This is a genomic window from Comamonas sp. GW821-FHT11H03, assembly GCF_058807955.1.
This window is the reverse complement of record NZ_JBXARF010000019.1, coordinates 1-22,863: the sequence shown is the minus strand read 5'-3', so window position 1 is coordinate 22,863 and position 22,863 is coordinate 1. Positions and strand designations below refer to the sequence as shown.

Below are 22,863 nucleotides of genomic sequence, written 5' to 3'. Positions count from 1 at the left end.
ATTTTTTTAAGGAACCGAGTGCAAAATCAAAAACTTGATCCTGAATCTCGTTGCTTGCTGCGATCAGCGAAGCCTTGTAGTGTATCACAACTTTCGAGGCGCTGCGCAAGAACTTTTGAAGTTTTGCGAGGCAGTCGTTTGCTGCGATGGATCGAACTATAGCATAGGAAAAACCCTAGCCACGCCGCTTCTGACACAAAAGATTCATCTGCCAGCGTGGTCTTTGCCTGGGCTGTGTCCTTAGACAGAGATAGAGACAGCGGCCTTACGGCCGCTGTCTCTATGGCGGCCAACGATAATGCTGGCACGATGGCACTGATTACTTTGTTAGACGCTCAATTGGCGTTCGGGCACGTGGCTCTTTTGGACCACGCAAATTTTTCCCTGGAGACTGGCGAGCGCGTCGGCCTGATCGGCCGCAACGGCGCCGGCAAGTCTTCGCTGCTCAAGATTCTGGGCGGCCTGGCAAAGGCCGATGACGGCCAGCTCCAGGTGCAGAACGGGGTCCGCATCACCTATGTGGCGCAGGAGCCCGATCTGAACCCTGCGCACACCATCTTCGAGTCGGCATCTGACGGCATTGCGGCGGTGATTGCGATTCGTGAGCGCTATCTGGCCGGCGGCGAGGGCGAGGATCTGGACGAGCTGCAGACGCAGATCGAGTCCTATGACGCCTGGAACTGGGAGCAGCGCGTAGAGGAAACATTGCAGCGCCTGCATCTGGACCCGAATGCCCTGGTAGGCAGCTTGTCCGGTGGCACCCGCAAGCGCGTGGCGCTGGCCCAGGCTCTGGTGGCCCGCCCCGATGTCCTGTTGCTCGACGAGCCGACCAACCACCTGGACCTGGACTCCATCGAGTGGCTGGAGGAGTTGTTGATTGCCTTCAAGGGCAGCGTGATCACGATCACCCACGACCGCAGCTTTCTGGACCGTATTGCCACCCGCATCGTGGAACTGGATCGGGGCGTTCTGCGCACCTACCCGGGCAACTTCTCTCAGTACGTGCTGCAAAAGGAAGAGCAGCTCAACCAGGAAGCCGTCATCAACGCCAAGGCGGACAAGCTGCTGGCCCAGGAAGAGGTCTGGATTCGCAAGGGCGTGGAAGCCCGTCGCACCCGCAGCCAGAGCCGCATCAGCCGTCTGCAGGAATTGCGTGCCAACCATGCCCAGCGCCGTGATGTTCTGGGCAGCGTGAACATGGATATCGCATCCGGCAAGGGTGACGGCTATCAGGGCAAGATCGTGGCCGAGCTGACCGATGTCAGCAAGTCCTTTGGCGAGAAGAAGATCGTCGAAGGGTTCAGCGGCACCATTTTGCGCGGTGACAAGGTTGGCTTGCTGGGCCCCAATGGCGCAGGCAAGACAACGCTGCTGAAGATGATTCTGGGCGAGCTGGCTCCGGACAGCGGTCAGGTGCGCCTGGGCGGCAATCTGCAGGTGGCCTACTTTGACCAGATGCGCCATCAGGTGAATCTGGATGCCACGCTGGAGGACTTCATCAGCCCCGGCAGCGAGTGGATCGAGATCGGCAGTCAGAAAAAGCATGTCAAGAGCTATCTGGCCGACTTTCTGTTCTCTCCGGCGCGTGCGCATTCCCCGGTCCGATCGCTGTCTGGCGGTGAGCGCAACCGCTTGCTGCTGGCCCGCCTGTTTGCGCGACCGGCCAATGTCCTGGTGCTGGACGAGCCGACCAACGACCTGGACATCGAGACGCTGGACATGCTGGAAGACCTGCTGCAAAGCTATGACGGCACGGTCTTTCTGGTCAGCCACGACCGCACGTTCCTCGACAACGTGGTCACCAGCACGATTGCCTGGGAAGGCCCCGGCCACTGGCGTGAATACGAAGGTGGCGTGACGGACTGGATGGAGCAGTCGCGCCGCAGCAAGGCCATGGCCGAAGCCGCGCAGACCAGGTCCGCCCCCAAGGAGGAACCCAAGCCCGTCGCAAGCCGCACCGAAGCTGCGGCCAGCTCCAAGAAGAAGCTCAGCTACAAGGATCAGCGCGAGCTGGAAGCCCTGCCGGCCACGATTGCCGCCCTGGAGGCCGAGCAAAAGCAGATCCAGCAAGCGCTGGCCGACGGTAGCCTGTTTGCCAGCGACAACGCCAAGGCCGTTGCCATGCACCAGCGCGACGCGGAAATCGATGAAGCGCTGATGGAGGCGCTGGAGCGCTGGACCTCGCTGTCCGCATAATCAAGCCTTCAAATAAGAGAGCGCCTTGCGCCTGTCAGCTCTTGATTTCAAAGCTCTACAAGCCTGAAATCTTTAACTGACAAGCGCAAGGCGCTCTCTTTTTTATGCGACCTCAGATACGGTGGTGCACCTGATCCGAGCTACCGCGCAGCTTGGTCAGCAGGGCATGGGCGATTTGCGGCAGTGGCAGCACCTCGTCGGCCGCACCATGGGCAATGGCTTCGCGGGGCATGCCGAAGACGATGCAGGTGCTCTCGTCCTGCACCAGGTTGTAGCTGCCGGCATCACGCATCTCGCGCATGGCGGTGGCACCATCGGCACCCATGCCGGTGAGCATGATGCCGTAGGCATTGCGCCCGGCGCTGGCGGACACGGACTTGAACAGCACCTCGACCGAGGGCTTGTGGCGGTTGACGGGCGGTGCATCATCGACCACGGCCACATAGTTGGCGCCGCTGCGCGTGATGGAGAAATGCTTGCCGCCGGGTGCGATATAGGCATGACCGGGCAGCAAGCGTTCGCCGTGCGTGGCCTCCTTGACCGTCATCTGGCACAGGCTGTTGAGGCGCGCCGCAAAACTGGTGGTGAAGCCAGGCGGCATGTGCTGGGTGATGACGATGGCCGGGCAGTCGGCCGGCAAATGCGTGAGCACTTCACGGATCGCCTCGGTGCCACCTGTGGAAGCGCCGATGGCGATGATTTTTTCGGTCGAGATGCGGCCCAGCAGGCTGGGTGCCGCCGGCGCACGGGGCGCAGCAGGCTTGGCGCCCGCACTCGCTGCCGCTGCCACGCCATGCGGCACCACCGGCAGGCGATGCACCTGGGCCACGGCAGCCACGCGGATCTTGTCCACAATCTGGCTGGCCAGCTCCTGCAGGCCGTTGGCCACACCGACGCGTGGCTTGGCCACAAAATCGATGGCCCCCAGCTCCAGGGCGCGCATGGTGACTTCGGCACCGCGTTCGGTCAGCGTGGAGATCATCACCACCGGCATGGGACGCAGGCGCATGAGCCGCCCGAGGAAATCGATGCCGTCCATGCGGGGCATTTCCACATCCAGCGTGATCACGTCGGGGTTCAGATCGCGGATCATTTCACGAGCGATCAACGGATCATTGGCCGAGCCGATGCACTCCATGTCATGCTGGCGGTTGATGATCTCGGCCAGAAGACTGCGCACCAGCGCAGAGTCGTCCACCACGATCACCCGGATTTTTGGCTTTAACAACGCTCAACCTTCCTCAAAACAGATCCACCGAGCCGCCCGCCGTATTGCGAGCCACCGCAGCCGCGTTGCCGCGAGTGATTTCCTGCTGCACCAATGCCTCAGGATGGGCGTGTGCCAGGCGCTTGACCATGGCCTTGCCCGTGGATGGAAAAAACACCACCTTGCGCGGATAGATGTCCAGCACGTCCTCGGAGACGATGGGAATGCGCTCGGTTTGCAGATACTCTGTCACAAAACTGGTGTTGCGCTCGCCCACATTCATGGTCGTGAAATTGGCCATGACCTGGGCGCCGCCAAAAATCTTGGCCTGCATGGATTCGCGCCGCGCCCCCAGCTTGAGCATTTCGTTGATCAGCAGCTCCATGGCGTAGGAGCCATAGCGTCCCGAGACATCGCTGCTGTCGCCGTCGGGCAGCATGAAGTGGTTCATGCCGCCGATGCGCATGAAACGATCCCAGAGACAGGCGGCGATGCAGGAGCCCAGCACGGTGACAATGGCCATCTCGTCGCGCGAGACAAAATACTCGCCCGGCAGCACCTTGGCCGAATTGAGCTGGAAGTGCGGGTCGTAATAGAAGAACGAGGCCTCGCCGGGCTGGCGCGGCTGGCGCTTGAGCTGCTCCAGCGATGAAACCGGCGCCGGCATGGCAGGATCAGGATAGCCCTGGGGCACGAAGCTGTTGCCGCGCAGGGGTCTGGCAGCGCCAGCACCTGGCAGATCCAGCGGAGAGCTCAGATTCCTCATGACTTGCGGCCCTGCCCTTCAGCTTCATTGGCGCTCATAGACGGTCTTGCCCTTGAGCGCGAACAGATCGCGCGAATCGCTGAAGTTCTCGGCATGACCGACGAACAGCAGCCCACCCGGGCGCATCACCTGATGGATGCGCTCCAGCACGCGACGCTGAGTCGATGCGTCGAAATAAATCATCACATTGCGGCAGAAGACGATGTCGAAGGTCTCCCGGAACGGCCAATCGCCGGCAATGAGGTTGACATTGAGAAAGTCCACCATCCGGCGCAGCTCCGGCTTGACCCGCACCATGCCCGAATTGGCCGAGCGCCCGCGCAGAAAAAAGCGGTGCAGCCGCTCGGTGCTCACGCCCTTGAGGTTCTCTGCCCGGTAGACGCCGCGCGAGGCGGTTTCCAGCACGCGCGAGTCGATATCGCTGGCCATGAGCTGAAAACTGGCCGAGGCACCAAGACTCTCCACGGCCGTCATCAGGATGGAATAAGGCTCCTCTCCCGTGGAGGCCGCGCTGCACCACACCTTCCAGCCATTGCCGCCGGGCTTGTGGCTGCGCAGATGCTGAGCCAGGATGTCGAAGTGATGCTGCTCGCGGAAGAACGAGGTCAGATTCGTGGTGAGCGCGTTGACGAATTCCTGCCATTCGGGCCCGTCATTGATGCTCTCCAGCCAATCCAGATAGCTGACAAAGCTCTCATGCCCGGTCTCGCGCAGGCGGCGCGACAAACGGCTGTAGACCATGGCGTGCTTGCCATCATGCAAGCTGATGCCGGCACGCTTGTAGATCAGGGCCTGCACACGGGCAAAGTCGCGATTGGACCAGACGAACTCGCGCCCCTGAGCCAGTGGGCCAGACATGCCGCCCGGCAGCACCTCCTCATCCTGCTCAAGCCTGGCAGGAGAGGCTGCGAATGAAGTATGGCGTCCCAGGTTCAGCACACTGACCTCTGGCGCGCTCAGGCTTCGGAGGCCACAAGGCCCATGTCGACATTGCCCATGAGCTTCTCGATATCCAGCAGGATCAGCATGCGCTCGCCCACCGAACCCAGACCCAGAATGCAGCCACTGTCGATGGCGCTTTCGATATCGGGTGCAGGACGCACGGCATCTGCGGGCAGCTCCATCACATCGCTGACCGAGTCCACCACAATGCCGACCACGCGGTTGCGCAGGTTCAGGATGATGACCACGGTGAAGGCGTTGTACTCCACTTCGGAGCAGTTGAAGCGCAGGCGCATGTCCACGATGGGCACGATGGTGCCGCGCAGATTAACCACGCCCTTGATGAACTCGGGCGCGTTGGCAATGCGCGTGGGCTGCTCGTAGCCGCGGATTTCCTGCACCTTGAGGATGTCGATGCCGTATTCCTCCTCGCCCAGGCGGAAGGTCAGATATTCGCGGGCCCCGGTGGCCACGCCTTCGGCAGTCTTGTTGATGATGTTCATGTCGGCTCTCTCTGCGTTGTTCGGGTTGGCTGCCTCAATGGCGGGTACGGCGCACCAGAGCGCCCGTATCCAGAATCAGCGCCACGGATCCGTCGCCCAAAATGGTGGCACCCGATACATTGGGCACCTTGCGGTAATTGCTTTCCAGGTTCTTCACCACCACCTGGTGCTGGCCCAGCAGCTCGTCGACCAGCAGCGCCACACGGCTGCCTTCGGCCTCGACCACCACCATGATGTTGCTGGTCTGGCTTTCATCGGCGCGCGGCACCTTGAAAGTGCGCTCCAGCGCGATCACCGGCATGTATTCGTCGCGCACCTTGACCAGCTGTGTGCCATTGGCCACGGTGTTGACATCGTCGGCCTTGACCTGGAAGGACTCGACCACCGAGGACAGCGGCAGGATATAGACCTCTTCGCCCACACCGACGGACATGCCGTCCATGATGGCCAGCGTCAGCGGCAGGCGCACCGCCACCTTCATGCCCACGCCGGCAACGGACTCGATCTCCACCGTGCCGCCCAGCGAGGTGATGTTTCGCTTGACCACGTCCATGCCCACGCCGCGGCCTGAGACATCGGTGACCACATCGGCCGTAGAGAAGCCCGGCGCAAAGATCAGCTGCCAGACATCGCTGTCGGGCATGCTGTCGGAGACATCCATGCCGCGCTCGCGAGCCTTGGTCAGAATCCTCTCGCGATTCATGCCCTTGCCGTCGTCGCGCACCTCGATGACGATCGAGCCCCCCTGATGGGATGCCGCCAGCGTCAGCGTGCCATGCTCGGACTTGCCTGCAGCGATGCGGTCCTCAGGCATCTCGATGCCGTGGTCCACGCTGTTGCGCACCAGATGGGTCAGCGGATCGGTAATCTTTTCGACCAACCCCTTGTCCAGCTCGGTGGCTTCGCCCAGCGTGACCAGATCGATCTTCTTGCCCAGCTTGCCCGCCAGGTCGCGCAGCATGCGCGGGAAGCGGCTGAACACGGTGGACATGGGAATCATGCGGATCGACATCACGGACTCTTGCAGGTCGCGCGTGTTGCGATCCAGGTCGGCCAGGCCGGCCAGCAGCTGTTGATAGGTCGTCGGATCCAGCCCCTGGCTGTTCTGCGCCAGCATGGCCTGGGTGATGACCAACTCGCCCACCAGATTGATGAGCTGATCCACTTTCTTCACATCCACGCGGATGCTGGTGGACTCCATATGCGCAGCAGCGGCCTTGGGTGCCGCCTTTTGCGCCACGCCACCAGCACCGCCAAGCGCGGCATGCTCCTGATTTTGCTGGGCATCGGGGCTGCCCGGAGCGCCCGCAAAAAAGCCGTAGGCTTCTTCGGCCGGCAGATTGTGGGGCGGCATGGCGGCTTCTTCATCCACCATGGCTTCCGGCTCGACTACCGGCTCGGCTGCGGACTGCGGCTGGGCGGCATCGCTGATCTGCACCTGCTCCTTGGAGACATGGAAGACAAACAGATCGCGCAGCTCGTCATCGGTGGACACCGTCCTGACCTTGAACAGACGGTGATCGGCCTTGGTGCTGGCCTGGTCCTGAATCGTGCCCAAGCCTGGAATATCGCGGAACAGCTCCTTGATGGCGTCGCCCAGCTCCAGGCGGGACAGCGGGCCGATCTCGATCGTCAGCTCGCGCGCGCCCTCGGGAGGCTCGCTCCCGATCACAGGGCCTGGCTCTGCCGCCTGGGCCGGTGCTTGAGCGGGCGTATCCGCCGCCACCGCGGCAACAGCGGCAGCTGGCTGTACAGGCTCGGCAGCTGCGGCACTGCGGTTGACCTGGGGGATTTCGGTCAGACCCTGGGCCAGGGACTCGATACGCACCACCAGTTCAGCAGTGGAAACCGGCTCACCCTCGTCGCCGGACTGGTGACGTGCCAGCAGGCTGCGGCTGGCGTCTGCCGACTCCAGCAGCACATCGACCATCTCGGGGATGGGCGTGATTTCATGGCGGCGCAAGCGGTCCAGCAGGGATTCCATGCGGTGCGTGAGCTCGGTCACATCCGAGAAGCCGAAGGTCGCCGCACCGCCCTTGATGGAGTGGGCGCAGCGGAAAATACCGTTGAGCTCTTCATCGTTGGCGGCCGAAAGGTCCAGGCTGAGCAGCATCTGCTCCATCTGGTCGAGGTTCTCGCTCGCTTCCTCGAAAAAGATTTGATAGAACTGGCTAAGGTCGAAGTCTGCGCCCGAACCTGCGCCATCCTGGTGTGTATCCGCCATGGTGTTTCCTGCTGTGATTCGTTGTTATCGGCTTAACGCAGCACTTTTTGAATAACTTCGATCAATCGATTGGGATCGAAGGGCTTGACCAGCCAGCCCGTGGCACCTGCGGCCCGGCCCGCCTGCTTCATCAGATCGCTGGATTCCGTCGTCAGTATCAAGATGGGCGTGGCCTTGAAATTCGGGTTTTCACGCAGTTTGCGCGTGAGACCGATGCCGTCCAGGCGCGGCATGTTCTGGTCGGCCAGCACCAGATCGATGTTTTGCGTCTGTGCTTTTTCCAGCGCATCCACACCGTCGACGGCTTCCACCACCTTAAAACCAGCACTGCTCAATGTGAAAGACACCATCTTTCGCATCGAGGGGGAATCATCAACAGCCAGAATCGATCGCATGTACAGCTCCAACAGACGGGCAACGGAAAATAGGGTAGAAGTTCAAAACAGCTCCACAGAGCCGGCATCCATCTCGCTTTGCGTGACGGGATTGGGCTTTTCGGGCAGGTTTGGCAGACTAATGGCGGACTCCGCCTCATCCTCGTCCCTACCCATGGCGGCAGCCCCGAGCCTGAAAGCGCAGGCTTGCAAGGTATGAGCCATATGGGCAATCAGCTGAGACGACATATCGTGAAACTGGAGCTCGGTCACCGCCAGCCGTAGCGACTCACGTGCTGTAGCCAGTGCTGCAGAATCGGGCAAGGCCGGCTGCGACAATTGCCCGTTGACTTGCTCAAAGCGCTCCAACAGATTGTGCGTGGCATGGTCCAGCAGCCCTTCAAGACGCTGCAGATCACGCAGCGTGACCAGCAAGGCATCCTGCAGCTCCGCAGCCACCATCACCGGCACGGCAACTGCAGGCACACCCGAAGGGTTTTGCATCGTCTGCATTGTTACTCCAACTGCGTAAAACCACCATGACAGCCCTGCTGCCATGCTCCACGAAATAAACCGCCCGGTAACCCGCCCCGTGACCGCACGGCCACAATTGACGACTACCCACGATGTTCCAAAATGTATCCAATGATAGCGTCCTTGGCGATATGCAATTCCGGAATCAGACCTTGAAAATCCTTCATATTGAAGACTCTGTCGCAGATCAGTCTCTGGCACGCCTGAGCCTCAAGCGCGGGCAGCTGCCCTGCACGCTCACGGCCGTGGACAGTCTGCAGGAGGTACGCAACGCCCTGGAGACACAGGATTTCGACCTGATTTTGGCGGACTATCATCTGCCCGGCTTCACCGCTCTCGACGTCTGGGACCTGGTGAGAACCCGTTCCGATGTCCCCCCTTTTGTGCTGCTGTCGGGCGCCATCGGCGAATCCGCCGCCGTGGACATCATGCGGCTGGGCATCAGCGACTATCTGCTCAAAGACCAGATCAACGGCCTGCCCCATGTCATCAAGCGCGCCATGGAGGTCCACGAGGCGCGGCAAGCCCGCCGTCGCGCCGCACTGCAACTGGCAGAGTCCGAAAAGCGCCTGGCCGAACTGACCGAACATCTGCACACCAGCATCGAGCAGGAGCGCGCCAATATCTCGCGTGAGATTCACGATGACATCGGCGGCTCGCTCACTGCCGTCAAGTTCGATCTGGCCTGGCTGATCCGCAACAGCCCCGAAGGCAAGCAGCGCGAGCATGCCAGATCGGCACTGGAGATGCTGGAGCACGCACTGGGTGCCAGCCAACGCATCATGCAAAACCTGCGCCCGCCCGTTCTGGACCAGGGACTGGTGGCTGCCGTGCAATGGCTGGCCCAGGACTTCGAACGCCGCACAGGCATACCCGCCCAGTTGCACACCAGCCGTGAGCATATGGAAATAGCACCCGCGCAACAGGTGGTGGTCTACCGTACGGCACAGGAATCCTTGACCAATATCAGCAAATACGCACAAGCCAGCCACGTGAAGCTGGATTTGTCCGACCACGAGGGTTTTTTGACACTGGAAGTAACAGATAACGGGGTAGGCCTGAGCCAGGATGATCGCAACAAGCCGCAGTCTTTCGGACTTCGAGGACTAAGTGAGCGTGCACGAACAGTTCAAGGCTGGCTGGATGTGAGCAGCCACACAGGCCTAGGAACCTCTATCATTCTCACCATTCCTCTGGCAGAGATCCAGGCATGAGCCGCCCAACCAAGCGCTTGCCCGGTCTGCCATCTGACTTCCTGGGAGAGCGACCTTGATTCACGTGGTGCTGTGCGACGACCATGCCATTTTGCGCCGGGGCATACGCGACACCCTGGCGGAGGCGACGGACATCAGCGTCACCGCGGAAGCCGGCAGCTATGCCGAACTGCGTGAGCAACTGCGCGACGCAACTTGCGATGTGCTGCTGCTGGACATCAATATGCCGGGCCGCAGCGGCCTGGAAGTGCTGGCCAGCGTGCGCGAAACGCATCCGCAGATCCGCGTCATCATGGTCTCCATGTACCCCGAAGACCAGTACGCCTTGCGCAGCATCAAGGCCGGCGCGGCCGGCTATGCCAACAAGGCGGGGGATCCGGTGCTGCTGATCGATGCCGTACGCACCGTCCACAGCGGACGCAAATACCTGACAGCCGAAGTGGCCCAGATGCTGGCCGAGAGCCTGGCCCAGCCTGCCGCCCCCGTGCCGCATGAAACCCTGTCCGAGCGCGAGATGCAGACGCTGCTGAAAATTGCCAGCGGTCAGCGACAGACCGATATTGCGCAGGAGTTGATGCTCAGCCCCAAGACGGTGAGCGTGTACCGTGCACGGGTGCTGGAGAAGCTGGGCATGGGCAGCAACGCGGAGCTGACCGCATATGCCATCAAGAACGGACTGATTGATACGCCCTGAAGCGCGCGGCAGGCGATGCGCGGCCTGGCTATCTCTGGCTTGCGCGCCCGCATAGAGGCAGCGTTTCCGTTCAAGACCAAAAACGAACCTATCCGTTTACTGCAAATCGCATAAAGCTATCAAATAGATAGCATTCACACTAAACTCCGAAGACTGCCATGCCTTTTTGCAGCAACGCCACCAGGGGCTGCTCCAGCAAGGGAAGGGTCGCCGTCAGTCCCAGCAGACCCACAGTCAAGGTGACAGGAAAGCCCACGGCATAGATATTCATCTGCGGCGCGACACGGGAGATGATGCCCAGCACCAGGTTGACGAACATCAGCATGGCAATCATGGGCAGGGCAATCCAGAAAGCGCTGGCAAAAACGGCGCTGCCCATCTCATGAATCCGCATCTGGGAGATGGCTTGCAGAAAGTTGCCATCGACGGGAAAGGCCTCAAAGCTCTTGAGAACCGCCATCAGTACCAGCAGATGGCCGTTGATGACGATGAACAGCAAGGTGGCGATCTGCACCATGAAGCGCGCCACGGCACTGAGCTGGGCATTGCTGGTCGGATCGAAGAAAGACGCGAAGTTCAAGCCCATCTGCAGACCCACCACTTCACCGGCGACTTCGATGGCCGCCATCACCAGGCGCACGGCAAAGCCCACGGACAGACCGACCACCACCTGCTGCACCAGAGTGCCCAGCGCCTGGGCCGAGGCAATGCTGACCACCGTCTGCTCGCCCAGCACGGGCTGCGCGCAAAGCGCAACCAGAAAAGCCAGCCCCACCTTGAGTCGCGTGGGAATGGCTTTCAGAGAAAACACAGGCGCCGTGGTGAACAGCGCCAGCACGCGCACAAACGGCCAGATCAGCGGCGAGAGCCAGGCGGCGATCTGGGCTTCGCTAAAGGAAATCATCCCACCGAACCTGGAATGCTCTCTATGGTGCGACGAATGAAATCCACCAGCGTGGACAGCATCCACGGCCCCGCCACGGCAAACACCAGCATGGCAGCGATGAGCTTGGGCACAAAGGCCAGCGTGGCCTCATGCACCTGGGTCACGGCCTGAAAGACGCTCACCAGCAGGCCCACGCCCATGACCACGCCCAGCACAGGCATGGAGATCATGAGCAGCAGGGTCAGCGCCTCGCGGCCAAAGGTCAGAACAAATTGAGAGGTCATTGTTTTTCTCCCCACATTAGCGACAGGATTAAACGCACTTGAAACTAGCGCAACCTAGGTGAGAGGCATTAAGCAAGAGCCGCCTCGCAGCAAGAATGCCGTCCCCCTTGGGGGAAGGCGCGGGCCGCCTAGGCCAGCGCCTCAGGGGGTATCTCATGCAGCAAAGCTCGCCGCCAGAGAGCCGATGATCAGGTTCCAGCCATCGGCCAGCACAAACAGCATGAGCTTGAAAGGCAGGGCCACCAGCACCGGCGAGAGCATCATCATGCCCAGCGACATGAGGATGGAAGACACCACCATGTCGATGACCAGAAACGGAATGAAGATCATGAAGCCGATCTGAAAAGCCGTTTTCAGCTCACTGGTCACAAAGGCCGGCACCAGCACACGCAGAGGTGCAGTTTCTGCCGTGACATTCGCATCCAGCTTGGCCAGGCGCTTGAACAGCGCAAAGTCCGACTGACGCGTCTGCTTGAGCATGAAGCCGCGCATGGGGGCTTCGGCTTTTTCCATGGCTTGCTCGAAGCTGATGCTGTTTTGCGTGTAAGGCAGATAGGCGTCCTGATAGACCTTGTCCAGCGTGGGCCCCATCACAAACATGGTGAGAAACAGCGACAGACCGATCACCACCTGATTGGGCGGGGCGGACTGCGTGCCCAGCGCCTGGCGCAGCAGGCTCAGCACGATGACGATGCGGGTAAAGCCCGTCATCAGCAGCAAGATGGCGGGCAGGAACGACAGCGCCGTGAAAAACAGCAGTGTCTGGATCGGCACCGAATAGCTGGTGCCGCCCGCGCCCTGGCCTACCAGCAGCGGCAGACTGGCGGGTGCTCCCTGGGCGGCGGCCATCAGGGGTATCGCCAGCAAGACAGCGGCAGCAGCACGAGAGACGAATTTAGACATTTCCAGAATTCCGGGCCGCTTCGTCAGCCTGCGCGCGCATCAGCGAGTCGGTGAACGATGAGACGGCTGGTGAATGGGCTGCACGGGCGGATTGCAAAGACGCAGACGGGTCTTGCAGCACATGCAGACATTGAATCTGCTGCGCCGTCACGCCAAGCACCAGTCGCACGGCCTGCTCCCCCTCACCCAGCTGCACGGTCAGCACCCTCTGCTGCGGGCCAATGGCCAGCGTGCTCAGCACCTGCGCCGGAACTGAGGTGGCACCACGGGCCATCCCCATGCCGCGGGGCAGGAGGTTTTTTTGCTGCAGACGACGCACCAGCCAGGGCAACGCCGCCATGACCGCCACAAACAGGATGACCAGCAACAGCGTAGGCCACATGGAAGGGGTCGCTGCCGCAGAGTTGACCGTGTTCTCAACCACGGCTGACTCGACGCAGACGCTCGGACGGTGTCACCACGTCCGTCAGACGGATACCGAACTTATCGTTGACCACCACCACCTCGCCCTGGGCAATCAGGTAGCCGTTGACCAGCACGTCCATGGGTTCGCCGGCCAGCGCATCGAGCTCCACCACCGAGCCCTGAGCCAGCTGCAGAATGTATTTGATGGGCACCTTGGTGCGGCCCAGCTCCACGGACAGCTGAACCGGAATGTCCAGCACCATGTTGATATCGTGCACCGGCACATCGCCATAGCTGCGAGCGGCGTCGCCCGCCAGCGGCCCGCCCTGGTCGGACAGCTCGGGGCCTTCGACGGCCTGGTCATGCTGACGCTGCTCTTCCAGCGCGTCGGCCCAGCCGGAGAACGGATCGTCACCCGCGGGCTTGTTGTTGTCGTCAATTGCCATGCTTCTCTCCCATCCAGCTGGCCTCGCCGCCGCGCAGGCTGCGTTCCACGCGGATTGCGTATTTGTCGTTGTGCGTGCCGTACTGGCACTCGAAAACCGGCACCCCACCGATGGAGGCGCGAATCAGCTGCTCGCGGTCGAGCTCGATAAAGTCACCCGGGCGCATGGCCAGCAGTTGCTCCACCGTGGCATCGGCGCGGGCCAGCTCGGCCACCAGCGTGACCTCGGCGGCCTGAATCTCCCGCGTCAGCACCTTGACCCAGCGGCGGTCCACTTCGATGGCATCGCCCTGAGTGGAGGAATACAGCACATCGCGAATCGGCTCCAGCGTCGCATAGGGCATGCAGATGTGGATGGAGCCCGAGATATCGCCGATCTCAAGCTGAAACGCCGTGGAAACCACGATTTCGCTGGGCGTGGCGATGTTGGCGAACTGTGGCTGCATTTCCGAGCGCTGATAGGCCAGCTCCAGCGGATAGATGCCATGCCAGGCTTTTTTGTATTCGTCGCAGATCACATTGACCATGCGGTTGATCACGCGCTGCTCGGTGGTCGAGAAGTCGCGCCCCTCGATGCGGGTCTGCAGGCGACCCGTGCCACCGTACAGCGTGTCGATCACGCCGAACACCAGCGAGGGATCGCAGACGATCAGACCATTGCCGCGCAGCGGGCGAATGGCCATGATGTTGAAATTGGTGGGAACAGCCAACTCGCGCAGGAAGGCGCTGTAGCGCTGCACCGTCACCGTGCCGACGGAAACCTCGGGGCTGCGGCGGATGAAGTTGAACAGGCCGATGCGGAAATTGCGGGCAAAACGCTCGTTGACAATTTCCATGGTGGGCATGCGCCCACGCACGATGCGCTCCTGGCTGGAGATGTCGTAGCTGCGAACCTGGCCGAGATCAACCTCCACCACTTCGGAGCGCTGGCTTTCGCCGGTAACGCCTTCAAGAAGAGCATCAACCTCTTCCTGGGAGAGAAAAGAATCGCTCATGCACTCCCTCCCTGCTTACTGAATGATGAAGCTGGAGAACAGCACGCGACGCACAGGCCCCTTGCGATTGGCACGCGAGCTGTCTTCGTCGGCGTCCTCTTCGTCGCGCGAGCGCTTCTTGGCCCCCGTGCCGAAGCCCAGCGGCGCCGAGACCTCGGTCAGGATGTCGGCGGCCAGCTTTTCCTTGCCCTCGCGCGCCAGCAGCTCGTCGGCCGTGCGCTGGGACACCAGCATCAGAATGCCGTTGCGGATGCTGGGCAGGTATTGCTTGACGGTGGAAGCCGTCTTTTCGTCGGCCAGCTCCAGCGTGATGCCCAGCTGCACAAAGCGGTCGCCGCCGGGGTCAGCCAGATTGGCCACCATATTGTCCAGTGGCAGGAAAGTGGGCACTGAGGCCTTGGCGCTGACCTCTTCTTCGCCATCGGCGCTGCTGTGCTGGCGTTGCATCATCAGCACATAGGCCGCGGCAGCCACTATGGCCAGCACGGCAACGATGGCCACGATGACGATCAGCTTCTTGCTTTTGGCAGGAGCAGGTGCGACAGGGGCGGCATTGGGATTGGCTGACACGGCGGGTATTCCTCAAGAGTGGGGGACTGCATCCACCTCGCAGCCATTGCCGCGACACGGAAGATCCACGCCTGAATTATTCGCCGCCCGCCCTGCAGGCCATTGCCCGAATAAAAGCGCGAAACCCGGCTTCATTCCGGGTTTCACGCCATGTCCGGCTCACCGTTTCCGTGAACCGACTCTGCTCATCTACACGAAAAGGTCCACACCGGACTGCACCGGCCGCGCGCCATTGTGCGCTCCGGCGGTGCCCATGGGCAGCTCGGCTGCATTGACCGAGACCCGGGCCACCCTGGCCTGGCCGCGCTGGGCGTCCTCGCCCTGGCTGTCGCCCCCGGACCGGGCGTCGGCACCGCCCCCATCCACGCTGACGCCGCTCAGATTCAGCCCCTGGGCCTGCAAAAGCTCACGCAACTGAGCCTGGCCGTCGGCCAGCAACTGGCGAGCCTGCTCATCGCCCGCAGCAAAGCGCACATGAGCCTCCTGGCCGTTCAGCTGGACCTGGACCTGGATAGCCTTGCCCTCATGCTGGATCGACAGCGCGGCATTCTGCGTTTTCTGATGCACCCAGAAGGCCACCTGCTCGGACACTTCCTGCTCACGCTCTGTAGGTGCGGCATCCTGCCCCGCCAGGCTCTGGCCGAAGTCAGAGCTATTTTGGCCGCCGCCCTGCATGCCCGCGCTCGCCGCCCCCATGGCTGCCCCGACGGCAGCCGCTGCGGCCTGCAGGTCGGCCCCGCCCTGCACTGCCGCCGTCTTGCCCTGTGGCGCAGCTTCATCCTGCTGGGGCGAGCGGGCCGCACGCAGCAAATCCTTGAGACCTTCCAGGGCCTGCGGCTGCACGGCCGTCATGCCCTGCAGGCTGACGCCCTGCTGCGGCAAGGCCTGCGCCTTGTGCACAGCAGGATCGAGACGCGCAGCAGGCGCCTCTTCAGTCACCGAAGCCAGCGTGCTGTGCACGCTGTCCTGCCCCTGCGCGGCTGCGTCCTGCTGCGGCGGCAAGGCCGTCGCATCAGAATTAATAGCTGCTTGCACTTGTGCTGTATACGTTTGGGCCTGATTTGATTGCAAATCCTTGCCCATGAATGCGGCGTGCGTCTGCCCGGGCCCGAGCTGCAAAGCCTGGCGATGGGCCAGTTGCGCGGCATGGCCTGTGCCTGAAAGAAAGTCGGTGGCCACGCCCTGGCGCAGATCGGCATCTCCCTGCCCGTCCAGCTGCGCGGTCTGCCCGACCAGGCTCATCCACGGCGCATGGCCTTGAGCGATCAGCAGCGCATCCTGCTCGCCCGGTGCCGGCTTCGCGTCCGACACCTCGGCCGTCTGCAACACCGTCTGCGGCAGACCTGCAGTCACCAATCCGTCCAGCGATGCCAGCAGCGATGAAAATCCCTGGCCGGACTCGCCTGCCGCAGCCGCAGCACTTTTGGCCGAGCTCATGGACTGTGCCATGGCCTTGCCGGTGCGTGCTTCGCTGCTGCGGGGGCCGTCAATTCTGGTTTCCGCCATGCTCAGGCCTCCTGGAGTTGCAGACCGAAGCTGCGTCGAAAAAATGCCATGGTGGCGCGCTCGTCGGTATCTTTTTGCTCACGCCGCATCTGGGCCAATGCCACATCACGGCTGCGAGCCTGCACCACTTTCTGCAGGCTGGTCACGCGCAGCTCCGCCGCCAGCAGGGCCTGACGTGAGGTCTCCAGACGAATATCCTGATCGGCCACGACCCGAGTCTGCAAGCCGATGGCGTGCTGCAGGCGCTCCATGAACTGATACTGGTGATGCATGACTTCGGGCTGCACGGCCAGCCCTTCCTGGGCCCCCCAGCGCGCCTGCATCTCAAGGACATAGCCCTGCAGCTGATCCATCTGGGCCTGCGCCGCCTGCTGAGCGCGCTGGCGCTCCTGCATGGCGGTGCGGGCCGCGTCACGCTTGCGTTCTGCGGCCTCAATGGCGACGTTCAAGGCATTCAAGGACGACATCTGCGACTCTCCCTCTGGCTAACCCGTTGATGCTCAGCCCCGCTGCATGGCTTGCGCCATGCCGGCCAGGCTTTGCTCCATGCTGGAGCTTTCAAACATGCTTTGCTGCAGAAACCCGGTCATGGCGGGCTGCAGCGCAATCGCCTCGTCCAGTTGCGGATCGGAGCCCGGCACATAGGCGCCGACCTGCACCAGATCACGCCCCTTCTGATAGCGCGAATAGACGGCGCGAAAGCGACGTGCCAACTCGAAATGCTCGCGCGAGACCACGTTGTGCATGACGCGCGAAGCCGACTGCTCGATATCGATGGCTGGGTAATGCCCGGTCTCGGCCAGAGCCCGCGAGAGCACGACGTGACCGTCGAGAATGGCGCGGGCCGCATCGGCAATCGGGTCCTGCTGATCGTCCCCCTCGGACAGCACGGTATAGAAGGCCGTGATCGAGCCCACGCCATGCAGACCGTTGCCGCTGCGCTCCACCAGCGCGGGCAGCTTGGCAAAGCACGATGGCGGATAGCCCTTGGTGGCCGGCGGCTCGCCGATGGCCAGCGCGATTTCGCGCTGGGCCATGGCATAGCGGGTCAAGGAGTCCATGAGCAGCAGCACATGCTTGCCCTTGTCTCGAAAATGCTCGGCAATCGCCGTGGCGTAGCTGGCGCCCTGCATGCGCAGCAGCGGCGGCGCATCGGCGGGGGCCGCCACCACCACAGCACGGCTGCGGTCCTGGGCACCCAGAATGTCCTCGACGAACTCCTTGACCTCGCGGCCACGCTCGCCGATCAGGCCCACCACGATCACATCGGCCTGGGTGTAGCGCGCCATCATGCCCAGCAGCACGGACTTGCCCACACCCGAGCCGGCAAACAGGCCCAGACGCTGGCCGCGCCCCACGGTCAGCAGCGAATTCAGCGCCTTGACACCGGTATCCAGCGACTCGCGCACGGGGTCACGGTCCATGGCGTTGATGGGGTTGCGATCCAGCACCTCGGGCACCACGCTGCCCAGCTCGCCCGCATGGTCCAGCGCAATGCCTTGGGAATCCACGACCCGCCCCAGCAAGCCATCCCCCATGGGCAGGCGCAGCACGCCCACGGTCTGCCTGATCTTCTCGGTCTCCACCACGCCCAGCTGGGGCACGGGAACAAAGGGGGCTGCCGGCGTCACCATGGCACCGCTGGACAGGCCCTGAATATCGCCCGCAGGCATCAGAAAGGCGCGCTCGCCGGCAAAGCCGACCACCTCGGCCAGCACAGGCTCCTGCCCATGCTGATGAATATGGCATTGCGCCCCCACGGGCACGCGCAGCCCAGAAGCCTCCAGCACCATGCCGGTCAGCCGGGTCAGTCGGCCCTGGCATTCCAGCGGCACAGGCTCGGCATAGCGCGCTCGCGCCTGGCTCATGAACTGCTGCCAGGGGTTCATGCCTTGTCTCCGTCATACCAGGTGGAGACCAGGCCCAGAGCCGCCACGGCACGGCGCCAGCGCTTGTCCAGGCCGCCGTCGATCTCGGCACCGCCCGACTCCACCTTGACATCGCCGGGGGCAATCGAGGCATCGCCCTGCCACTGGATACGGCTGTGCGCACCATGCTCGGCACACAGGGCTTCGTCGAGCAGCTCAAAGTCCGCGGGGTTCAGACGCACGGTCACCGGGCGGCTCTCCTCGACCAGCATGTCCAGTGCTTCGCGAATCACGGGCAGCAAAGCCTGAGGCTGGCTGCGCAGCTCCTGGCGCACCACCTGACGTGCGATGTCGCAGGCCAGGTTCAGCAACTCCTGGGCCATGCCCGACTGCAGCTGTTTGAAGTTGTCTTCCAGGCCCTGCAACACGCCGTCGACACGTTGCACGCTCTCGCGGCCCGCTCCATTGATATGGTCGTCCAGGCGCTGCTGCCATTGCTGCTGGGTCTGGGTGCGGCCTTCGGCCAGGCCCTGTGCATGGCCCTCGGTGCGCGCCTGATCCAGCATCTGCTGCAACTGCTCCTCGTCGAAAGCCGGGGCGGCTGGCTCCACCGGCTCCACAGCCTGCGCCTCTGGCGGTGGCTGTAGCTGATGGGCAAGAGAAGGCGAAAAGCCGTTGAAGTGCGCTGTCCCCGCCGGGATGAAGGCCGACGGCTGTGCGGGCGCGAAGACACCACCGCTTTGCGCGTCCACTGCACCGAAGCGCCATTGCACCACGGTGCTGTCGTCGATCTCTTCCTGCGGGATAAAGCGCGAGTGCGAGCGCGGAGGCTGGCCCTTAGACATAGCTGTCCTCCGGGCCAGAGCCGATGGTTACCTGGCCTTCTTCGACCAGACGACGCACGACCTTGAGGATTTCCTTCTGCTGAGCCTCCACTTCGGACAGACGCATGGGGCCGCGGCCTTCCAGGTCCTCGCGCAGCGACTCGGCCGCACGCATGGACATATTGGCCAGGATCTTGTCGCGCACTTCCATGGAGCCGCCCTTGAGCGCCACGATCAGCGTCTCGGATACCACCTCGCGCAGCACCATCTGCACAGAGCGGTCGTCGAGCTTGACCAGGTCGTCGAAGACGAACATCTTGTCCATGATCTTCTGCGCCAGCTCGGGGTCGTAGTTGCGGATGGTATCGAGCACCGCCACATCGGCATTGCCGCCCATCTGATTGAGCATTTCGGCTGCGGTCTTGACGCCGCCCAGCGAGGTCTTGCGAACCTTGTCGCCACCCGCCAGCACCTTGAACAGCACTTCGTTCAAGTCCTTGAGTGCCGTGGGCTGGATGCCTTCCAGGGTGGCCACGCGCAGCATGACCTCGCTGCGTGCCCGGTCGGGGAACTGCATCAGCACGGCAGCGGCCTGCTCATACTCCAGGTGCACCAGAATTGCCGCCACGATCTGCGGATGCTCGCCGCGCAGCAGCTCGGCCACAGACAGCGGATCCATCCACTTCAGGCTTTCAATACCCGAGATATCGCCGCCCTGCATGATGCGGTCGATCAGCAGCGCCGCCTTGTCATCGCCCAGCGCACGCTTGAGCACCGAGCGCACATAGTCGCTGGCATCGTCGACCAGCAGACTCTGCGACGCGGCATCGCTGGTGAAACGGTCGATCACGAAATCCACCTTTTCCCGCGTCACGCCGCGCATGCGGGCAATCGTCTCGCCCAGCTTCTGCACTTCCTTGGGCGTGAGGTGCTTGAACACCTCGGCCGCCTCTTCCTCACCGAGGGAGACCAGCAAGATGGCAGCGTCGTTCAGACCTCTATCGTCCATATTCAAAACTCTCTACTAGTTATTCAACCGTCCCATGCCAGGGATGCCGAGCAAGGGCCGCCCCCGCAGCGAGGGCATCGCCCCCCTCCCAAAGAGAGAGGGGGAAGGCGCAACGCGCCTCAGGGGGTGACTTCGTCACCCCTCACCGTTAATCCATGTCTTCACGATGTTCGCCACCGCGATCGGGTTCTGCTTGGCCAGATGACGGGCCTGATCCAGTCGTTCCTGCTCCTTGGTCGGCGACAGATCCTTCGCCGGTGCTGGCAGAGCAGGTCTGTCCAGCGCCTCGGCTTCAATGGCATTGAGCTGCCCGCCGGGGCTGGTATTGCGGCCCTTGAGCAATGGCCGCACCAGGCCCAGCAGCACCAGGGCTCCAAACAGCGCCAGCGCAATCGGCACGCCCAGGCTCTTGGCCATGGCCTGAATTTCGGGGTCCTTCCACATCGGCAACTCGGCCGGTGCAGCACCGCTGTCCATGAAGGGAGCGCTGACCAGATTCACCGAGTCGCCTCGGTCGGCGCTATAGCCCACGGTCTCACGCACCAGCGTGAGCAGTTGCTCCTGCTGCTGGGCCGTCAGGGGACGCAGGCCGGAGCTGACGGCGGCTGCCGTTGCCGCTGTCGCGGCATCGGTACCTGCCGCAGCGGCCAGCGGTGCATTGACCACCACCGCAGCCGTCAGGCGCTTGACGGTGCCGGTGCTGCCGCGTGTAACCTTGACGGTCTTGTCCACTTCGTAATTGGTGATGGACTCGCGCTTGTTGCCCTGGGCGTTGCCTTGGCCTGCACCGGCGGCCTGCGGCGCAGGATTGGCACCGTTGATGGGCGCAGTCGAGTTCTGCGGTGGCTGGTTGCTGGTCGCGCCAGGCACGCCGGTCGGTGGGGTGGCCGTCTTATCGCCATTGGTTTCCATCACCTGCTGGCTACGGACGGCCCCGCCGTTGGTGGACTGATTGGGACGATGCTGCTCGGAGGTGGACTCGGTCTGGCTGAAATCCAGCTCGGCCGAGACCTGGGCCTTCACATTGCTCTTGCCGACCACGGGCTCCAGAATGTCCAGAATGCGGCGCACATATTGCTGCTCCACCTGCTGGGTGTAGAGGAACTGCTGCATGTCCACGCCGCCGGCGTTGCCGTCAGGCGACTGGGAAAGCAGCTTGCCGGTGTCGTCCACCACGCTGACGGCAGCAGGTTCCATCTCTGGCACGCTGGAGGCCACCAGATGCACGATGCCTGCGATCTGCGCACGGTCCAGCATGCGACCCGGATGCAGGCTCAGCAGCACGGAAGCCGAAGGCTTTTGCTGCTCGCGAAAAAATCCGTTCTGATTGGGCAGGGCCAGATGCACGCGGGCACTCTGCACGGCATTGAGCGCGAGGATGGAGCGGGTCAGCTCGCCTTCCAGGCCGCGCTGGAAATTGAGGCGTTCCTGAAACTGGGTGATGCCGAACTTGCTGTTCTCCATCAGCTCGAAGCCCGTCACCGAGCCCTTTGGCAGGCCTTGCGTGGCCAGCTTCAGGCGCACATCGTGCACACGGTCTGCGGGAATGAGAATGGCGCCGCCGCCGTCGCTGTACTTGTAGGGCACGTTCATCTGCGTCAGCTGCGCCACGATGGCACCACCATCCTTGTCGCTGACGTTGGAGAACAGAAGCTTGTAATCAGGCTGGCGATAGAACACCGCCGCAGCCACCAGACCTACAGCGACCAGAGCCGCCAGCGCGCCCCAGCGAAGACGTTGACCACGGTCGAGCGCATTCCAGCGCTGCGCAAGCGCAGGGCGGGGCGCATACGTGGCACCGGGCACGGCATTGGGGACAGGTACTTCAGCTACAGCAGACATCTTGATTCCATGGTGTCAGACCCCACACGAGGTCTAGCGTCCAGTGGATTATTCGGACTCGGGCTGGTGGCGTTCCCCCGATAAGCAAGCCGATTCACCCACTTATTGCCCGTCTGCGATCAAGCGAAAAACCTACGATCACCTCCAACTCACCAAGCCAGTTGGATAAATATATGGACCTGAAGATCCCAGCAATCAACCCCGCCCAACTGGGCAACCAGCTCACCAAGGTCGGCAGCGCCGGCACTGCGCCCGTGGCCGGCGGCTTCGGTCAGGCCCTGCAAAATGCACTGCAATCGGTGAGCGCCGCTCAAAACCATTCCGGCCAGCTGCAGCGCGAAGTGCAGCTGGAAAACCCCGCCGTCAGCCTTGAGCAGACCATGGTGGCCATGCAAAAATCGCAGATCGGCTTTCAGGCCACGCTGCATGTGCGCAACCGCCTGGTGCAGGCCTACTCCGATGTAATGAATATGCAGGTGTGATCGGCGCAACGCCACAACCCGCTCAAAAGGCAGATTGCCCTCCAAGGCTTGCCCGCATGTTGTGATGACATGCGGGCTTTTTGCGCTTCGCTCTCCTGGTTGCGTCCAATAAAAAAAGGTTCATCGCGCATTACCGGGGAAGGCTGCGCGAATCTTCAGAAAGAAGTAGTCCTGATCGCGGTAGCCATAG

Annotated in this window: 24 protein-coding genes; 4 read left to right on the top strand and 20 right to left on the bottom strand. The window is 62.5% G+C overall.

The genetic code is table 11. The annotated features are described in order from the left end of the window. The first annotated feature begins 309 nt into the window (after positions 1-309). Complete coding sequence (locus AC1RTQ_RS24075; RefSeq protein WP_302088683.1) at positions 310-2,196, top strand: ATP-binding cassette domain-containing protein; 1,887 nt, start codon at positions 310-312, stop codon at positions 2,194-2,196. A 112-nt stretch (positions 2,197-2,308) separates the two neighbouring features. Here AC1RTQ_RS24075 and AC1RTQ_RS24070 read toward each other — a convergent pair whose 3' ends face one another. The 7 genes from AC1RTQ_RS24070 to AC1RTQ_RS24040 are packed head-to-tail and all read right to left on the bottom strand — an operon-like array spanning position 2,309 to position 8,725. After that, positions 2,309-3,424 (bottom strand): protein-glutamate methylesterase/protein-glutamine glutaminase, encoded by a 1,116-nt coding sequence (locus AC1RTQ_RS24070; protein ID WP_302088682.1) that lies wholly within the window; start codon positions 3,422-3,424, stop codon positions 2,309-2,311. A 13-nt stretch (positions 3,425-3,437) separates the two neighbouring features. Then, positions 3,438-4,169, bottom strand: coding sequence for a chemoreceptor glutamine deamidase CheD (gene cheD, locus AC1RTQ_RS24065; protein WP_012836880.1), 732 nt, complete (start codon positions 4,167-4,169; stop codon positions 3,438-3,440). Between the two features lie 24 nt (positions 4,170-4,193). After that, positions 4,194-5,108 (bottom strand): CheR family methyltransferase, encoded by a 915-nt coding sequence (locus AC1RTQ_RS24060; protein ID WP_326999384.1) that lies wholly within the window; start codon positions 5,106-5,108, stop codon positions 4,194-4,196. A 17-nt stretch (positions 5,109-5,125) separates the two neighbouring features. Then, complete coding sequence (locus AC1RTQ_RS24055) at positions 5,126-5,614, bottom strand: chemotaxis protein CheW (RefSeq protein WP_003077929.1); 489 nt, start codon at positions 5,612-5,614, stop codon at positions 5,126-5,128. 34 nt (positions 5,615-5,648) lie between these two features. Next, on the bottom strand, positions 5,649-7,838 hold the full coding sequence (locus AC1RTQ_RS24050; RefSeq protein WP_492879476.1) for a chemotaxis protein CheW: 2,190 nt from the start codon (positions 7,836-7,838) through the stop codon (positions 5,649-5,651). A gap of 32 nt (positions 7,839-7,870) precedes the next feature. Then, entirely contained in the window at positions 7,871-8,233 is a 363-nt protein-coding gene (locus tag AC1RTQ_RS24045; protein ID WP_492879474.1) for a response regulator, read from the bottom strand. A 42-nt stretch (positions 8,234-8,275) separates the two neighbouring features. Next, positions 8,276-8,725: a hypothetical protein gene (locus tag AC1RTQ_RS24040; RefSeq protein ID WP_003065446.1), complete on the bottom strand. Its 450-nt coding sequence runs from the start codon at positions 8,723-8,725 to the stop codon at positions 8,276-8,278. Positions 8,726-8,838: 113 nt separating this feature from the next. On the opposite strand from AC1RTQ_RS24040, the gene AC1RTQ_RS24035 reads away from it, so the two are divergent. Together AC1RTQ_RS24035 and AC1RTQ_RS24030 are read left to right on the top strand one after the other, a co-directional pair. Further along, positions 8,839-9,960, top strand: coding sequence for a sensor histidine kinase (locus AC1RTQ_RS24035; protein ID WP_492879472.1), 1,122 nt, complete (start codon positions 8,839-8,841; stop codon positions 9,958-9,960). Positions 9,961-10,015: 55 nt separating this feature from the next. Beyond that, positions 10,016-10,654, top strand: a complete 639-nt coding sequence (locus tag AC1RTQ_RS24030) for a response regulator (RefSeq protein ID WP_301444783.1) — start codon at positions 10,016-10,018, stop codon at positions 10,652-10,654. A gap of 139 nt (positions 10,655-10,793) precedes the next feature. Here the strand turns inward: AC1RTQ_RS24030 and fliR are convergent, their stop codons facing one another. From fliR to fliF, 13 genes are all read right to left on the bottom strand, one after another. Next, entirely contained in the window at positions 10,794-11,558 is a 765-nt protein-coding gene (gene fliR, locus AC1RTQ_RS24025; RefSeq protein WP_492879470.1) for a flagellar biosynthetic protein FliR, read from the bottom strand. Then, entirely contained in the window at positions 11,555-11,824 is a 270-nt protein-coding gene (fliQ, locus tag AC1RTQ_RS24020) for a flagellar biosynthesis protein FliQ (RefSeq protein ID WP_302088676.1), read from the bottom strand. Before fliQ ends, fliR begins: the two co-directional genes overlap by 4 nt. A 153-nt stretch (positions 11,825-11,977) precedes the next feature. Continuing rightward, on the bottom strand, positions 11,978-12,727 hold the full coding sequence (gene fliP / locus AC1RTQ_RS24015; RefSeq protein ID WP_492879468.1) for a flagellar type III secretion system pore protein FliP: 750 nt from the start codon (positions 12,725-12,727) through the stop codon (positions 11,978-11,980). Then, entirely contained in the window at positions 12,720-13,109 is a 390-nt protein-coding gene (locus AC1RTQ_RS24010) for a FliO/MopB family protein (RefSeq protein ID WP_492879480.1), read from the bottom strand. The genes fliP and AC1RTQ_RS24010 overlap by 8 nt, the downstream gene beginning before the upstream one ends. Before the next feature lie 34 nt (positions 13,110-13,143). Then, entirely contained in the window at positions 13,144-13,578 is a 435-nt protein-coding gene (gene fliN / locus AC1RTQ_RS24005) for a flagellar motor switch protein FliN (protein ID WP_492879466.1), read from the bottom strand. Then, positions 13,568-14,572: a flagellar motor switch protein FliM gene (fliM, locus tag AC1RTQ_RS24000; RefSeq protein WP_492879464.1), complete on the bottom strand. Its 1,005-nt coding sequence runs from the start codon at positions 14,570-14,572 to the stop codon at positions 13,568-13,570. The genes fliN and fliM overlap by 11 nt, the downstream gene beginning before the upstream one ends. Before the next feature lie 15 nt (positions 14,573-14,587). Continuing rightward, the gene (locus tag AC1RTQ_RS23995; RefSeq protein ID WP_492879462.1) at positions 14,588-15,142 is read right to left on the bottom strand and encodes a flagellar basal body-associated FliL family protein; all 555 of its coding nucleotides are present in this window, start codon (positions 15,140-15,142) and stop codon (positions 14,588-14,590) included. 189 nt (positions 15,143-15,331) lie between these two features. Further along, on the bottom strand, positions 15,332-16,648 hold the full coding sequence (locus tag AC1RTQ_RS23990; protein ID WP_492879460.1) for a flagellar hook-length control protein FliK: 1,317 nt from the start codon (positions 16,646-16,648) through the stop codon (positions 15,332-15,334). A 2-nt stretch (positions 16,649-16,650) separates the two neighbouring features. Then, positions 16,651-17,115, bottom strand: coding sequence for a flagellar export protein FliJ (gene fliJ / locus AC1RTQ_RS23985; RefSeq protein ID WP_302093076.1), 465 nt, complete (start codon positions 17,113-17,115; stop codon positions 16,651-16,653). A 33-nt stretch (positions 17,116-17,148) separates the two neighbouring features. Beyond that, positions 17,149-18,537, bottom strand: coding sequence for a flagellar protein export ATPase FliI (fliI, locus tag AC1RTQ_RS23980; protein WP_304350651.1), 1,389 nt, complete (start codon positions 18,535-18,537; stop codon positions 17,149-17,151). Beyond that, a complete protein-coding gene (locus tag AC1RTQ_RS23975) occupies positions 18,534-19,361 on the bottom strand; it encodes a FliH/SctL family protein (protein ID WP_492879457.1) in 828 nt (275 codons plus the stop codon). The genes fliI and AC1RTQ_RS23975 overlap by 4 nt, the downstream gene beginning before the upstream one ends. Continuing rightward, complete coding sequence (gene fliG / locus AC1RTQ_RS23970) at positions 19,354-20,349, bottom strand: flagellar motor switch protein FliG (protein ID WP_302093073.1); 996 nt, start codon at positions 20,347-20,349, stop codon at positions 19,354-19,356. The genes AC1RTQ_RS23975 and fliG overlap by 8 nt, the downstream gene beginning before the upstream one ends. A 135-nt stretch (positions 20,350-20,484) precedes the next feature. Further along, entirely contained in the window at positions 20,485-22,191 is a 1,707-nt protein-coding gene (gene fliF, locus AC1RTQ_RS23965) for a flagellar basal-body MS-ring/collar protein FliF (protein WP_492879455.1), read from the bottom strand. 173 nt (positions 22,192-22,364) lie between these two features. On the opposite strand from fliF, the gene fliE reads away from it, so the two are divergent. Then, positions 22,365-22,673 (top strand): flagellar hook-basal body complex protein FliE, encoded by a 309-nt coding sequence (gene fliE, locus AC1RTQ_RS23960; protein WP_003065477.1) that lies wholly within the window; start codon positions 22,365-22,367, stop codon positions 22,671-22,673. Positions 22,674-22,863: the final 190 nt, after the last annotated feature.

Bases quoted from the DNA above. Each gene is read 5' to 3' on its own strand.
- AC1RTQ_RS24075 (WP_302088683.1), top strand. From the start codon at position 310: ATGGCACTGATTACTTTGTTAGACGCTCAATTGGCGTTCGGGCACGTG.
- cheD (WP_012836880.1), bottom strand. From the start codon at position 4,169: ATGAGGAATCTGAGCTCTCCGCTGGATCTGCCAGGTGCTGGCGCTGCC.
- AC1RTQ_RS24055 (WP_003077929.1), bottom strand. From the start codon at position 5,614: ATGAACATCATCAACAAGACTGCCGAAGGCGTGGCCACCGGGGCCCGC.
- AC1RTQ_RS24050 (WP_492879476.1), bottom strand. From the start codon at position 7,838: ATGGCGGATACACACCAGGATGGCGCAGGTTCGGGCGCAGACTTCGAC.
- AC1RTQ_RS24045 (WP_492879474.1), bottom strand. From the start codon at position 8,233: ATGCGATCGATTCTGGCTGTTGATGATTCCCCCTCGATGCGAAAGATG.
- AC1RTQ_RS24040 (WP_003065446.1), bottom strand. From the start codon at position 8,725: ATGCAGACGATGCAAAACCCTTCGGGTGTGCCTGCAGTTGCCGTGCCG.
- AC1RTQ_RS24035 (WP_492879472.1), top strand. From the start codon at position 8,839: ATGTTCCAAAATGTATCCAATGATAGCGTCCTTGGCGATATGCAATTC.
- fliR (WP_492879470.1), bottom strand. From the start codon at position 11,558: ATGATTTCCTTTAGCGAAGCCCAGATCGCCGCCTGGCTCTCGCCGCTG.
- fliQ (WP_302088676.1), bottom strand. From the start codon at position 11,824: ATGACCTCTCAATTTGTTCTGACCTTTGGCCGCGAGGCGCTGACCCTG.
- fliP (WP_492879468.1), bottom strand. From the start codon at position 12,727: ATGTCTAAATTCGTCTCTCGTGCTGCTGCCGCTGTCTTGCTGGCGATA.
- AC1RTQ_RS24010 (WP_492879480.1), bottom strand. From the start codon at position 13,109: ATGTGGCCTACGCTGTTGCTGGTCATCCTGTTTGTGGCGGTCATGGCG.
- fliN (WP_492879466.1), bottom strand. From the start codon at position 13,578: ATGGCAATTGACGACAACAACAAGCCCGCGGGTGACGATCCGTTCTCC.
- fliM (WP_492879464.1), bottom strand. From the start codon at position 14,572: ATGAGCGATTCTTTTCTCTCCCAGGAAGAGGTTGATGCTCTTCTTGAA.
- AC1RTQ_RS23990 (WP_492879460.1), bottom strand. From the start codon at position 16,648: ATGGCGGAAACCAGAATTGACGGCCCCCGCAGCAGCGAAGCACGCACC.
- fliJ (WP_302093076.1), bottom strand. From the start codon at position 17,115: ATGTCGTCCTTGAATGCCTTGAACGTCGCCATTGAGGCCGCAGAACGC.
- fliI (WP_304350651.1), bottom strand. From the start codon at position 18,537: ATGAACCCCTGGCAGCAGTTCATGAGCCAGGCGCGAGCGCGCTATGCC.
- AC1RTQ_RS23975 (WP_492879457.1), bottom strand. From the start codon at position 19,361: ATGTCTAAGGGCCAGCCTCCGCGCTCGCACTCGCGCTTTATCCCGCAG.
- fliG (WP_302093073.1), bottom strand. From the start codon at position 20,349: ATGGACGATAGAGGTCTGAACGACGCTGCCATCTTGCTGGTCTCCCTC.
- fliF (WP_492879455.1), bottom strand. From the start codon at position 22,191: ATGTCTGCTGTAGCTGAAGTACCTGTCCCCAATGCCGTGCCCGGTGCC.
- fliE (WP_003065477.1), top strand. From the start codon at position 22,365: ATGGACCTGAAGATCCCAGCAATCAACCCCGCCCAACTGGGCAACCAG.